Source organism: Streptomyces sp. NPDC052020, from assembly GCF_040680575.1.
Classification (GTDB): Bacteria; Actinomycetota; Actinomycetes; order Streptomycetales; family Streptomycetaceae; genus Streptomyces.
Map to the genome: position 1 here is coordinate 185,411 of NZ_JBFAWY010000015.1, position 11,613 is coordinate 197,023.

The window sequence follows — 11,613 nt, forward strand, 5'->3', positions numbered from 1 at the left end:
GCCCGGCGCGGACGGGACGGGACCGGCGAGGCTGCCGCCGGCGCCCGACGGTGGCGGGGCGGGTGGGGCGGACGGTCCGCCCCGGAAGAAGAGGAATGAAAACATCCGGAAGCGGATAGCCGGACATGAGGCCCCCGGACCTCACCGCCGGCCCGCGGCGGTGGCGGACTCCCTACGGGTGGCCCTTCGCACGCGTCGGCAGGAGCGCACGTGACCCAGCCCGCACAGCACCGGACGCCGCCCGGAACGACCGGACGGGACGGTCACGTCCGCGGGGCCCGCGCGGCGGTCACCGGCGGACGGCCCGTCCTGTAGGGGGTTGGCGATGGACTGGTATCCACTGCGGCTGACCACGCCCGTCAAGCAGCACGTCTTCGGTGGCCGGGCCATCGCGGACCGGCTGGGCCGTACCGGCCTGCCCGCGGGCCGGATCGCCGAGACATGGGAGGTCAGCGATGTCGACGGTGAGGGGGCGCGGGTGCGGGAGGGCCCGCTGGCCGGGGTGTCGTTGCGCGAGCTGACCGAGCGGGACCCGGAGGGGCTGGTGGGCCGGGGGTGGCGGGGGCCGCGGTTTCCGCTGCTGACGAAGTTCATCGACGGGGCCGGTGCGCTGCCGGTCCACCTGCACGCCGACGACGAGGCCGCGCGGGAGCAGGGGGAGCCGAACGGCAAGACCGAGGCGTGGCACATCCTGGAGGCCGACCCCGGTGCCACCGCGCTGGCCGGTGTGAAGCCCGGTGTGGACCGCGCGGCGCTGCGGCGCGCCCTGCTGGAGCAGGACTTCGACGCCGTGATGCGCCGCCTGCCCGTGCGTGCCGGTCAGACGCTGTACGTCCCGGCGGGCACCGTGCACAGCTTCGGTCCCGGCACGCTCGTGTACGAGATCGAGCAGACCTCCGACGTGCAGGAGCACGCCATGCGTCACCGCATGGAGGACGGGTCCGCGCTCGACGACGAGCAGTGGCACGTCAACATCGAGGCGCTTTTGGAGCAGTGGAAGCCCGGCCCGCGGCCCGACTTCGTCCCCGGCCTGCGACTGCCGGTGGACGACGGCGTCGACCGGGTGATCCTGTGCGCGGGCCCGTACTTCGCCCTGGAGCGCCGGCGCGTACGGGCCGGAGCCGTGCTGGACCAGACCTTCACCACCGCGCAGGTCCTGAGCAACGCGGGGGCACCGGCCTCGTTCACCTGCGGGGGCCCGCGGCGGGAGCTGGGCCGGGCACAGACCGTGCTGCTCCCGGCCGCCCTCGGCCGGGCGCGGCTCCACGGTCCCGCCGACGTCCTGGTCGGCTACCTGCCCGACCTCGACCGCGACATCCGCCGGCCCCTGACCGACGCGGGGTACGGCCCGGCCGCCGTCGCCGCACTCGGCGAGAGCTCTCCTGACCTCTCCTGATCTCTCCTGCCCTCCACTGGCCTTCCCGCCGCCCCGAGGGGCCTGCCCCGGCCGCCCGCCCCCGCCGTACGGCACCGGGCGAAGGCCCGCGCCCGGGACGGCTGCCGGTCAACCGGACCGTTCCGGTCCGACGGGGTCTGCCGCGGCACCCGCCCCCAGGGCCTCGCGCCACAGGCCGGGAACCGCCGACGCGTAGGGCAGCGCGTCATCGTGGACGAGACCGCACCGGACGACGCCCGCGGCGCGGGTGAAGGAGAGGTACCCCAGCCGGCCGCCGTAGAGGTCGCAGATCAGGGACGCGGCGCTCAGCTTTCCGCCGAAGCAGGTGAAGTCGGCGGGCAGGGTGATGCTGCTGACGACCAGCGGGGCCCCTCTCCCGCCCAGCAGGGCGCCGGCGGCGTGGCGCCCCAGCGCCGCCGGGAGCAGTCCCAGCGCGAACCGGTACACGTCGCGGACCCGGTGGGTGCGTACCGGCCGGGTCTGCCGGTGCACGTGGCGCACGGCCTGCTCCAGGTCCGGGAGGTGGCAGGCGAGAGCGAGATGATGCGCCGTGGTCGACGTGCCCGGCGCGTGCCGTTGGTGGTCCTGGCGCACGGACATGGGCAACAGGACCGTCAGCTCCGGGACCGGCCGGTTCTCCGGCAGCGTGCCGTACCAGCGTCCGAGCGCGCCCGCCAGCCCCGCCAGGCACACGTCGTTGACGGTGGCGCCGTACCGCCTCGCCAGCTCGCGCAGGCGGGGTTCGGGCACGTCCGCGTAGGCCCACCGGGTCCGGTGCGACGGCGCACGGCGCAGGACGTTCCAGCCCTTGGCCGGGCGCAGTGCCGCCAGGCAGGACCGTCCGGCGAGCAGCGCCCCCGCCACCGTGGGCAGGGCGGCACGGTGCGTCCGAGGTCCCGGCGTCGCCCGGTCGGACAGGAGGGCCAGCATGGTGTGTGCCGCGCCCGCGCCGTCCTGGAGGGCGTGATGGACGCGGTAGACGATACGGAAGCGCACCCTCCCGGGGACGTGGAGCAGCCACACGTCCCAGGGAGGGTGCGGGGGCTGGGGCAGTGGCTCGTCCAGGAGCGCCGCGACGGCCGCGGTCATCGCGCCGCCGGCGTCGAAGCAGGCGACGCGGCGCACGTGCGCGTCGCCCCACAGCGGTTCCTGCCGCAGGGTCCACCGGTGCCGGCCGGGCGGGGGCGGCAGCGAGCGCAGCGGTATGTGCGAAGCCGCCCGCTCGAGCACACGTGCCGCGAGTCGCTCGCCCGGCGGCGCCGGCCCGTCGAAGTCCAGCACGAATCCGCAGGCGGTGCCGTGCCGGAGAAAGAAACGGTCCACCGGCCCGGTGACGTGTGTCCGGCGCGTAGTCATGCGTGCCCTCCTCGGGGGCGGGCCGTCCCGCGTCCGGCGCCCCGGCGATCTCGTCGTCCCGGCCCCTCAGCCTGTCCGGGCCGCTCCCCCGGGACCCTGGGGTCCTTGGCGGACCTCGGGGCCCCATCGACCGGCGTCCCCGGCGCGGGGCGCGGTCCCTGAGAACAACGCCCGGCCCCGGTGTCAGGAAACGGGCGGAGCATCGCCTGGAAGGGGGGAACCCGCTCACGTCAGCCCTCGCCGGCCAGCCGGGCCGTGATGTCCGCACGCAGCCGTGCCTTGTCCGTCTTGCCGACCGCGGTCAAGGGGAGCGCCGGAACCTCGACGAGCCGTTCGGGCAGCTTGAACCGGGCCAGTCCGCTGTCCGTCAGGTGCCCGCGGATCTCCCGCAGGGACGGTGCTCCCTCGTCGCCGCCCACGACGTACAGGCAGACGGCTTCCCCCAGTACACGGTGCGGCATCGCGACGGCCGCGGCGGCCCGTACCCCGGGGTGCGCCAGTACCAGCGCCTCCAGTTCGTCCGCCGGGATCTTCTCGCCACCGCGGTTGATCACGTCCTTGAGGCGCCCGGCGACCACGAAGTTCCCGGACGCGTGGCGGCGGACGAGGTCGCCGGTGCGGTAGAAGCCGTCGGGGGTGAACGACGCGGCTGCCACGCCGCCGTGGTACCGCGTGATGACTCCCGGGCCCCTGATCAGGAGTTCGCCGATGTCGCCGTCGGCGACGGGCCGGCCCTCGCCGTCCACCACGAGGGTCTCGTCACCCGGCGAGGAGGGCCGTCCCTGGGTGGTGAACGCCACCTCGGGTGGATCATCGAGCCGGGTGAAGTTCAGCAGTCCCTCGCTCATGCCGTACACCTGCTGGATCCGGCAGTCGAAGGCGCCGGCCAGCCGGGCGGCCGTGGCCTCGTCCAGGCGGGCCCCGCCGACCTGGAGGACCCGCAGGCTCGACAGGTCGTGGCCGCCGAGGGCGGCGCGGGCGACGAGCCACTGCCGGGCGAGCGCCGGGGTGAGCGCGCAGTGGGTGACGCGTTCCCGCTCGATCAGCGCCATGGCCGCGGCCGCGTCGTCCGGTGCGGCGAGTACGACCTTGCCGCCGCGGGCGAGCGTGCCGAGGATCCCCGGGCTGGAGAAGGCGAAGCCGTGTGTCACGGGCAGGACGGCCAGGAACACCGATTCCGGTGTCAGTCCCGAGACCGCCGCCGCGCTGCGGATCGCATGGCCGAGCGCCTCATGGGTGCGGGCGATGGGTTTGGGGGCGCCCGTGGTTCCGCCCGACAGCAGGAAGAGGGCGGTGTCCGAGGGGTACCGGTCCGGATGCGAGGGAGGCGGGTCACCGGCCTCGATGAGACGGTCGATGTCCACCTGGCCGGCGGACGGATCGGCGGCGCCCGCGACGAGCAGGGTCCGTACAGAGGGATGCCGCTCGCGGAGCTTCCCGGCCAGCCGCAGGTGGTCGAAGCGCTGGTGCCGGGCCGGCACGGCCAGCGCTGTCGGCGTCAACGCGGTGAGGACGGACGCGAGTTCGTGCTCGCGCAGGGCGGGAAGGGCGAGGACCGGGCGCGCGCCGAGTCTGATCAGCGCGAGTACGAGAACGACGATGCGGGCCTGGTTGGGTAGTTGCACGAGCACGGTCTCGCCGGGCCGGATGCCGGTGTGCGCCAGCCGGGCGGCGCAGCCGGACACCGCCGCTTCGAGTCCGGCCCTGGTGAAGGTGCGGTCGGCGTCGACCAGTGCCGGACGGTGGCCCGCGTGCACGCGCGTGCTCAGCACGAGGTCGTCCAGGAACTCCGGGCGCCACCAGCCGCGATCGCGGTACTCCCGGCAAGCCCCCGCGCCGGGTCGGCGTTCGCCGAGGATGCCGGCGAGTTGCCGCAGGGTGCAGTCGTGCGCGGTCCAGAGATCGACGCGCGTGGCGAAGCGATCGGCCAGGTCCACCTGCACTTGCGTGAGGTCGACGGAATCGAGTCCGAGATCCGCACGCAGTCGCGCGTCCTCGTGCAGCAGCTCTTCCTCGATTCCCAGGTCACGGAGGATCTTCCGCACGTCTTCGATGCCCGCCAACCGGGGCCTCCTTGCCTCAGGACACACGGCGACCGTGGGCGGCCCCCTTCGGAGGTGACTGACGTGGGCGGTATGCCCGGTGCGTCCGGCCACGAGACCGGCGCACGGGAGCAGTGGGAAGCACACGCGGCCGCGGAGGCGGGGGAAGCGGGCGGTCCGACTCGTGTGCGCCCTGCACGGTCCGTGTTCCGTGTGCGACGCTGCGACATCACGACGGTTTCGCCCACTGGAGTGTGATGAACCCCTTCGACAGCGGGACGCTCGCGGTGCCGGGCGCGGAGATCTATTTCGACGTACGAGGTGAAGGGCCTCTTCTGCTGCTCATCGGGGGCGGGAACTCCGATGCGGCGGTGTTCAAGCGCCTGGCCGCCGTCCTGGCCGCGAGCCACCGTGTCGTCACCTATGACCCGCGCGGAAACTCACGCAGCGTGCTCGACGGCCCCCCGGTGGACCAGAGGGTCGAGGATCACGCCGACGACGCGTACCGGTTGATCGGGCATCTGGCCGGCCCGGGGGAACCGGCGTACGTCTTCGGGAGCTGCTCGGGCGGGCTCATCGCGCTGGAACTCACGATCCGCCACCCGGACCGAATCGGGCTGACCGTCGCCCACGAGCCACCCGTCCTGAGCGTCCTGCCGGACGCCGCACACCACCTGGCGCTCCTCGACGACGTCTGCGCGACGTATCGCCGTGAGGGCGTGGCCCCGGCCCTCACCAAGCTGCAAGCCCTCCACGGCGGCCGGCCCGCGCCTGCCCTCCCCGAGGTGCACGACAACACCGACTTCTTCCTGACCCACTTCGTCCGGCCGTTCACGCGTTTCGTGCCCGACCTCACCGCACTGGAGGGGGTGGCGGACAAGGTGGTGTGGGCCGGTGGCCACGCCTCGAGCGGGGATCTGGTGCACCGCCCCGCGCGCTTCCTCGCCGAGCGGTTCGGCCGCCACCTGGAGCTGTTCCCCGGCGGACATGTCGGCTACGCGCGGTATCCCGCCGACTTCGCCGAGCAGCTCGCCGAGGTGCTCACCGCCGCACCCGGCGCGGCGGGCCGTCCGCGGGGGACGACCGGCGGAGGGCGGTGACGTGCGGATCGTGATGGGGGCGCAGAACTGCGGTTTCGGCCCGGTCGCCGAACTCGTCGCCGTCTCCCGGCCGCTCCGTGGGCACGAGCGGGTGTTCGTCGGAGACGGCGTCGCCGCCGTCTTCGCCCGGCGCAACCCCGACGCGTTCGACGACATGTGCGACACCGGCGGGATGCCGGAGCAGGCGAGGTCGGCGATGATCGACGACCTGCTGCGGGGGTGTGATCACGTGATCTCGGTCATGGACGCCGAACTGGTGTTCCGGTCCGCCGTGGCACGGCGGCCCGTGACCATGGTGGACAGCCTGTTCAGTTTCTGGCGGCTCGCGCGGCCGCCGGCCAGGATCCACGAGCTGTGCGCGACCATGCCGCGTTCCGGCTTCGCGGCCGCCGACCGGCACCTGGCCCGCCTTTCCCCGCACGAGCGGATCGCCGCGGCGCACCTGCTCGCCGCACACAGCGTCGTACAGAACTTCCCCGGCGTCCCCGACCGGGCCGCCGAGTTCGCCGCTCTGGACGACGGTCCCGAGATACACCTGACCGGCTCGATCGTCGACATCGCGGGACTGCGGGAGGTCGCGCTCACCGCCGAGCCGGAACACGACCTGCTGATCAACATCGGCGGGTTCAAGAACTTCCTCCTGGACTTCGACGTCAACGACGACTACGTGCGCCTGCTGCTCCGGTGGATTCCGGACCTGCTGCGCGACTGGCCCCGGTTCCGTCGCGTCCTGGTCTGCGGCGGCCCGTTCGGCGAGGGCCGGGAGCGGACCGTCGCGGCGGCGGGCGGGCGGGCCGACTGCCGGTTCCTGCGCCAGCGCGAGCTGCTCCAGGCGGTGGCGAGCACCGCGGACTACCTGATGACTCCCGGGCTCACGGCCCTTCACGAATCGATCGCCCTCGGGCGGCTTCCGCTGGCGATCCACGAGCAGCACTACGCCCATGTCTTCACCATGCGGGCACTGGACGGCACGTTGTTCGGCCGGAGTGGGGGCCGGTTCTCGGACGTGGTGCCGTGCCACCCGCTCCCGGAGGACGACTTCGCCGGTACGGCGGCTCTCGTCGAGCTGGCCGGTCGCATCCGGGAGGACGAGGAGCTCTACACGACGTACCGGCGGACGTTCAACGAACGCATCGAGCACCACCTCTCGCTCACCCCGGCGCAGCGACGGCGCGGCGTCGAGGAACTCGGGAGGCTGCTCGACGGCAGGCCGGTCCACTCGGTGATGACCGGCATCCTCGGCACGCCGTGCGCGGTCTAGCCGACGAGAGTCCTACGGCTTCTCGCCGTCGGTGCGCTGGTGCAGCAGGGCCCGGGGGCAGGAGGCCGCGGCGGCCTGGGTGAGCAGCACGTGCACGCGCTCGGTGAGCTGGGCGACGGTGTCGGCGGGCGCGTGGAAGGGCAGTCGTACGTCGCCGTGGGCGCGGACGCGCTCGATGCGCAGCGTCAGGCCGTGCCGGTCGACGGCGAGCGGGCGTACCCGGACCGCGCCGTAGAGGCTGCCGGCGTCCATGAGCCGGGTGAGGCGCTCGACCGCGTCGCCGTGGCAGTCGGCGAGGTGGGTCAGCAGCCGGGCCTCGGCCGTGGCCAGCGGGTCGGGCGCGGCGGCGGCGAACTCGTCCAGGCCGACGACCACGGCACCGGACTGCTGCCGCAGCACCACGCGCGTCGGCTGGAAGGCGAGCCGGCCGTCCGCGACGGCCAGCTGACCGGCGAGCCAGAGCCGGGCGCGGATGCGGTTGCGGACCGGGACGGGTGCGACGTCGGCGAACTCCACCACCGCGGACGGCTCGCCCCGGGGCGCGCAGAGGGCGGCCGCGAGCAAGGGACTGTCCTCGGGCACGTCCAGGAACAGCCTGCCGTCCTCGGTCACGGTGTGCGCCCCGACCGGTTCCTCGCGCCCGCCCTCCGCGGCCACCGCGCAGGACCACGCGGCGGCGATCACCGAGCGGGCCCGCTGCGCCGCGGTGGGCTCGGCCGTCCAGGTGTGGTTGTCACCCATCCCATCCTCCTTAGGTAAGCCTTGCCTAACCTATCGGAGATCGGGGGTGAGGCCAACCACGCCCCGCGTTCTTCTGAGCCGGCGGCGCCCGCGCCCGCCCCGGTCCGCGGCCGCGCCCGCACTGTTGACGCCGATTCAGCGACCGGACGAGACTGAAGCGCGCTGTTGAACCCGTGTGCGACAGGGACGGGTGTCGCAACGAACCGCTGGATCGAAGGGGATCGCGTCATGGCGGGGACGACGAAAGGGCCGGCCGGGGACGGAGTGCCGAGGGGGTTTCGCGGCGCCGGACCGGGCTGGCCCGAGCTGCACCGCATCCCCCGCCCCCCGTACCGGCTCCCCCTGCTCGGGGACGTGCTCGGGGCGAGCGGGCGCACGCCCGTGCAGGACTCCCTGCGGCACGCGCGGCAACTAGGCCCCATCTTCCGCCGCCGCGCGTTCGGCAGGGAGTTCGTGTTCGTGTGGGGCGCCGGGCTGGTGGCCGACCTGGCCGACGAGGCGCGCTTCGCCAAGCACGTGGGCCTCGGGGTGGCCAATCTGCGGCCGGTGGCCGGGGACGGGCTCTTCACCGCGTACGACCACGAACCGAACTGGCAGCTCGCCCACGACGTGCTGGCCCCGGGCTTCAGCCGCGAGGCCATGGCGGGTTACCACCGGACGATGCTGGACGTGGCGCAGCGGCTGACCGCTCACTGGGACCGCGCCCAGGCGGCGGGCCGGGCGGTGGACGTGCCGGGCGACATGACCCGGCTGACCCTGGAGACGATCGCCCGCACCGGGTTCGGCCACGACTTCGGCTCCTTCGAGCGCTCCCGCCCGCATCCTTTCGTCACCGCGATGGTGGGCACCCTCTCCCACGCCCAGCGGCTCGCCACCGTGCCGGCGCCGCTGGCCCCGTGGCTGCTGCGCCGCTCGAGCCGCCGCAACGCGGCCGACATCGCCTACCTCAACCGCACGGTGGACGACCTGGTCCGCGCCCGCCGCACCGCGCGCGGCCAGGGGGACCTGCTGGACCGGATGCTGGAGACGGCCCACCCCGTCACCGGAGAGCGGCTGTCGCCCGAGAACGTCCGCCGTCAGGTCATCACCTTCCTGGTCGCGGGCCACGAGACGACCTCGGGCGCGCTCTCCTTCGCCCTGCACTACCTCTCCCGGCATCCCGAGGTCGCGGCCCGCGCCCGCGCCGAGGTCGACCGGGTGTGGGGGGACACGGCGGCACCGGGCTACGAGCAGGTGGCCAGACTGCGCTATGTGCGCCGGGTGCTGGACGAGACGCTGCGGCTGTGGCCGACCGCGCCGGCCTTCGCCCGGGAGGCGCGCGAGGACACGGTGCTGGCGGGTACCCATCCGATGCGGCGCGGTGCCTGGGCGCTCGTGCTCACGCCGATGCTGCACCGCGATCCGGAGGTGTGGGGCCCGGACGCCGGGAGCTTCGATCCCGGCCGGTTCGACGCCGCGGCCGTACGGTCCCGGCCCCCGCACACGTTCAAGCCGTTCGGGACGGGTGCGCGGGCCTGCATCGGGCGGCAGTTCGCGCTGCACGAGGCGACGCTGGTCCTCGGGCTGCTGCTGCGACGCTACGAGTTGCGGCCCGATCCCGGCTACCGGCTGCGGATCACCGAGCGGCTGACGCTGATGCCGGAGGGGCTGCGGCTGCACCTGGACCGGCGGCCCCCGAACGTCACGCCGCCGCCCCTGGAACCGGCCGCCCGCGACGGCGGCTCAGCGCCCCGCTGTCCAGTGCGCGGGGCGGGTGACTGACTCCGGCAGCCGGGTTCCGGCACTGCCCCGGGCGGCGTTGACCTGAGGCTGTGTCAGGAAGAACGCGCCGGTCAGGTCCGCGTCGGTCAGGTCGGTGTCGCGCAGGTCCGCGCCGATCAGGTCTGCGCCCCGCAGGTCCGCGCCGGTCAGGTCGGCGGCGATGAGACAGCTCCCGCGCAGGTCCGCGCCGCGCAGGTCCGCGCCCTGGAGGCGGGCGCCGATCAGGTCGGCGCCGCGGCGGTTCTTCTTCCGGCCGCGCGTACCGGCGCGGACCAGTTCGCTGGCGCGCAGCAGGAGGACGTTCACCTCCTGCCGGTGCGCGGCCACGTCCAGCGCGGCCAGTTCCTCGGGGGTGCCGCCGGTGAGCCGCTCGGTGCGCTGCCGGGCGCGGCGCACCTCGGCGTGGACCGGGCGGGCGGCCGGCAGGGTGAGCGCCTCGGTCAGGTACCACAGCAGTTCGTGCAGCTGACGGACGACCGGGAACACGTCGAACATGCGGCGGGCGTGCTCGGGCGGGCCGGACCGCCAGTCCCGGCCGCCGAAGGTGACCTGCGAGACCCGCTGCCCGGCGCCGAAGCAGTCGTAGACCGTGCAGCCGCTGTAGCCCTGCTGCCGCAGCCGCGCGTGGATGCCGCAGCGATGGTCCTCCCGGAGGTTGGGGCACGGGGTGCCCGCCCTCTTGTCCTTGGCGAAGTCCGCGGAGGCGGCGAACGGCAGGGCGACGCAGCACAGCCCGAAGCACCGCGCGCAGTCGCCGCGCAGCGTCTCCCGGTCCGCCATCTGATCCGACATGCCGTCATCATAGGGAATGCGCAGGTCGCAAAAGCCGCGGGCCTGCCGGAGCCGTCTCGTACCGGCGGCCCCGGCGGGCCGCGCCTCAGGCCGGCAGGTCCAGGCGGGCGAGCCGCTGCGGATCGGCCAGGATGTACATGCCGGTGATCCGGCCGTCGGCGATGGTGACGCCCATGACCGCCAGCGGACGCCCCTCGATGACGGTGACCGCGCCGATCGCGCCGTTGACCAGCGCCGGCCGCGCGGCATGGGCGAACGGGGAGAACATGGCCGCCTGTTCCGCCACCGCCCGCGCGCCGCGGACCAGCTTGGTCGCGGCGGCGCCCCGTACGACGGCCCCGGCGTCGGCGCGCAGGACGACGTCCGGGTGGAGCAGGGCGAGCAGCGCGTCGAAGTCGCCCTCCCGCGAGGCCGCCAGGAAGGCGTCGAGCACCTTCTTCTGCCGGCCGAGGTCGGGGTCGGCGGCCGGGGTGGCGGCGCGCACCCGGCGCCGGGCGCGGCTGGCGAGCTGGCGGGCGGCGGCCGGGCTGCGTTCCACCACCGGGGCGATGTCGTCGAACGGCACGGCGAACATGTCGTGCAGCACGAACGCCAGCCGCTCGGCCGGTTCGAGGGTTTCGAGGACCACCAGGAGGGCCATGCCCACCGCGTCGGCGTGCAGCGCCTCCTGCTCGGGGTCGTCGTGCGGGAGGGGCCGGAGCAGGGGGTCCGGGACGAAGACGGCGGTCTGGTCGTCCATCGGCTCCTCGCGGCGTGCGGTGCGGGTGCGGAGCATGTCCAGGCAGATCCGGCCGGTGACGGTGGTCAGCCAGCCGCCGAGGTTGTCGATGCCGTCGGCCTCACCGGCCGCGTCGGTGCGGCTCAGCCGCAGCCAGGCTTCCTGGACGGCGTCCTCCGCCTCGGCCAGCGAGCCGAGCATCCGGTAGGCCACCGCGTTCAGCTGCCCGCGGTGTCCCTCGAACCGTTCGGCCAGTGACTCCCTGCCGCCCATGTGGTCTCCCCTCACCCGTTCTCCCCCGCCCGCGCTCTCCCCCTCCCCCGCCGCCTGGGGCCTGTCGTCACACTCCCGTCCGCCTGCCCTTCGGGCGGACGCCCCTTCGTCCGCGGTGCTGGGAGTCTTTTCTGTCATGGTGTCCAAGCCCTTCGCTTGTTGCTCATGAGTCC

9 protein-coding genes are annotated in these 11,613 nt (G+C 74.2%); 4 read left to right on the plus strand and 5 right to left on the minus strand.

The genetic code is table 11. The features are described from left to right. Positions 1-325 precede the first annotated feature (325 nt). On the plus strand, positions 326-1,396 hold the full coding sequence (locus AB0L74_RS18345; protein ID WP_365652683.1) for a mannose-6-phosphate isomerase: 1,071 nt from the start codon (positions 326-328) through the stop codon (positions 1,394-1,396). Between the two features lie 108 nt (positions 1,397-1,504). On the opposite strand, the gene AB0L74_RS18350 is transcribed toward AB0L74_RS18345, so the two are convergent. Together AB0L74_RS18350 and AB0L74_RS18355 are read right to left on the minus strand one after the other, a co-directional pair. After that, a complete protein-coding gene (locus AB0L74_RS18350; protein ID WP_365652686.1) occupies positions 1,505-2,752 on the minus strand; it encodes a wax ester/triacylglycerol synthase domain-containing protein in 1,248 nt (415 codons plus the stop codon). Between the two features lie 230 nt (positions 2,753-2,982). Further along, on the minus strand, positions 2,983-4,815 hold the full coding sequence (locus AB0L74_RS18355) for an AMP-binding protein (RefSeq protein WP_365652689.1): 1,833 nt from the start codon (positions 4,813-4,815) through the stop codon (positions 2,983-2,985). Positions 4,816-5,051: 236 nt separating this feature from the next. On the opposite strand from AB0L74_RS18355, the gene AB0L74_RS18360 reads away from it, so the two are divergent. Then, positions 5,052-5,894 carry an alpha/beta hydrolase gene (locus AB0L74_RS18360; RefSeq protein WP_365652692.1) on the plus strand — a complete coding sequence of 281 codons (843 nt, stop codon included), beginning with the start codon at positions 5,052-5,054 and terminating at the stop codon, positions 5,892-5,894. A 1-nt stretch (position 5,895) separates the two neighbouring features. Further along, positions 5,896-7,155 (plus strand): hypothetical protein, encoded by a 1,260-nt coding sequence (locus tag AB0L74_RS18365; protein ID WP_365652696.1) that lies wholly within the window; start codon positions 5,896-5,898, stop codon positions 7,153-7,155. Between the two features lie 12 nt (positions 7,156-7,167). Here AB0L74_RS18365 and AB0L74_RS18370 read toward each other — a convergent pair whose 3' ends face one another. Next, positions 7,168-7,896, minus strand: a complete 729-nt coding sequence (locus AB0L74_RS18370; RefSeq protein ID WP_365652699.1) for a DUF2470 domain-containing protein — start codon at positions 7,894-7,896, stop codon at positions 7,168-7,170. Between the two features lie 228 nt (positions 7,897-8,124). On the opposite strand from AB0L74_RS18370, the gene AB0L74_RS18375 reads away from it, so the two are divergent. Then, positions 8,125-9,657 carry a cytochrome P450 gene (locus AB0L74_RS18375; protein ID WP_365652703.1) on the plus strand — a complete coding sequence of 511 codons (1,533 nt, stop codon included), beginning with the start codon at positions 8,125-8,127 and terminating at the stop codon, positions 9,655-9,657. On the opposite strand, the gene AB0L74_RS18380 is transcribed toward AB0L74_RS18375, so the two are convergent. Both AB0L74_RS18380 and AB0L74_RS18385 read right to left on the minus strand, forming a co-directional pair. Beyond that, positions 9,619-10,449 (minus strand): pentapeptide repeat-containing protein, encoded by an 831-nt coding sequence (locus tag AB0L74_RS18380; RefSeq protein WP_365652706.1) that lies wholly within the window; start codon positions 10,447-10,449, stop codon positions 9,619-9,621. The two genes, AB0L74_RS18375 and AB0L74_RS18380, sit on opposite strands and share 39 nt — an antisense overlap. Positions 10,450-10,534: 85 nt before the next feature. Then, a complete protein-coding gene (locus AB0L74_RS18385) occupies positions 10,535-11,440 on the minus strand; it encodes a sigma-70 family RNA polymerase sigma factor (protein ID WP_365652708.1) in 906 nt (301 codons plus the stop codon). Positions 11,441-11,613: the final 173 nt, after the last annotated feature.

Excerpts from the sequence above, each read along its gene's own strand:
- AB0L74_RS18375 (WP_365652703.1), top strand. The coding sequence starts at position 8,125 with ATGGCGGGGACGACGAAAGGGCCGGCCGGGGACGGAGTGCCGAGGGGG.
- AB0L74_RS18385 (WP_365652708.1), bottom strand. The coding sequence starts at position 11,440 with ATGGGCGGCAGGGAGTCACTGGCCGAACGGTTCGAGGGACACCGCGGG.
- AB0L74_RS18360 (WP_365652692.1), top strand. The coding sequence starts at position 5,052 with ATGAACCCCTTCGACAGCGGGACGCTCGCGGTGCCGGGCGCGGAGATC.
- AB0L74_RS18345 (WP_365652683.1), top strand. The coding sequence starts at position 326 with ATGGACTGGTATCCACTGCGGCTGACCACGCCCGTCAAGCAGCACGTC.
- AB0L74_RS18370 (WP_365652699.1), bottom strand. The coding sequence starts at position 7,896 with ATGGGTGACAACCACACCTGGACGGCCGAGCCCACCGCGGCGCAGCGG.
- AB0L74_RS18380 (WP_365652706.1), bottom strand. The coding sequence starts at position 10,449 with ATGTCGGATCAGATGGCGGACCGGGAGACGCTGCGCGGCGACTGCGCG.
- AB0L74_RS18350 (WP_365652686.1), bottom strand. The coding sequence starts at position 2,752 with ATGACTACGCGCCGGACACACGTCACCGGGCCGGTGGACCGTTTCTTT.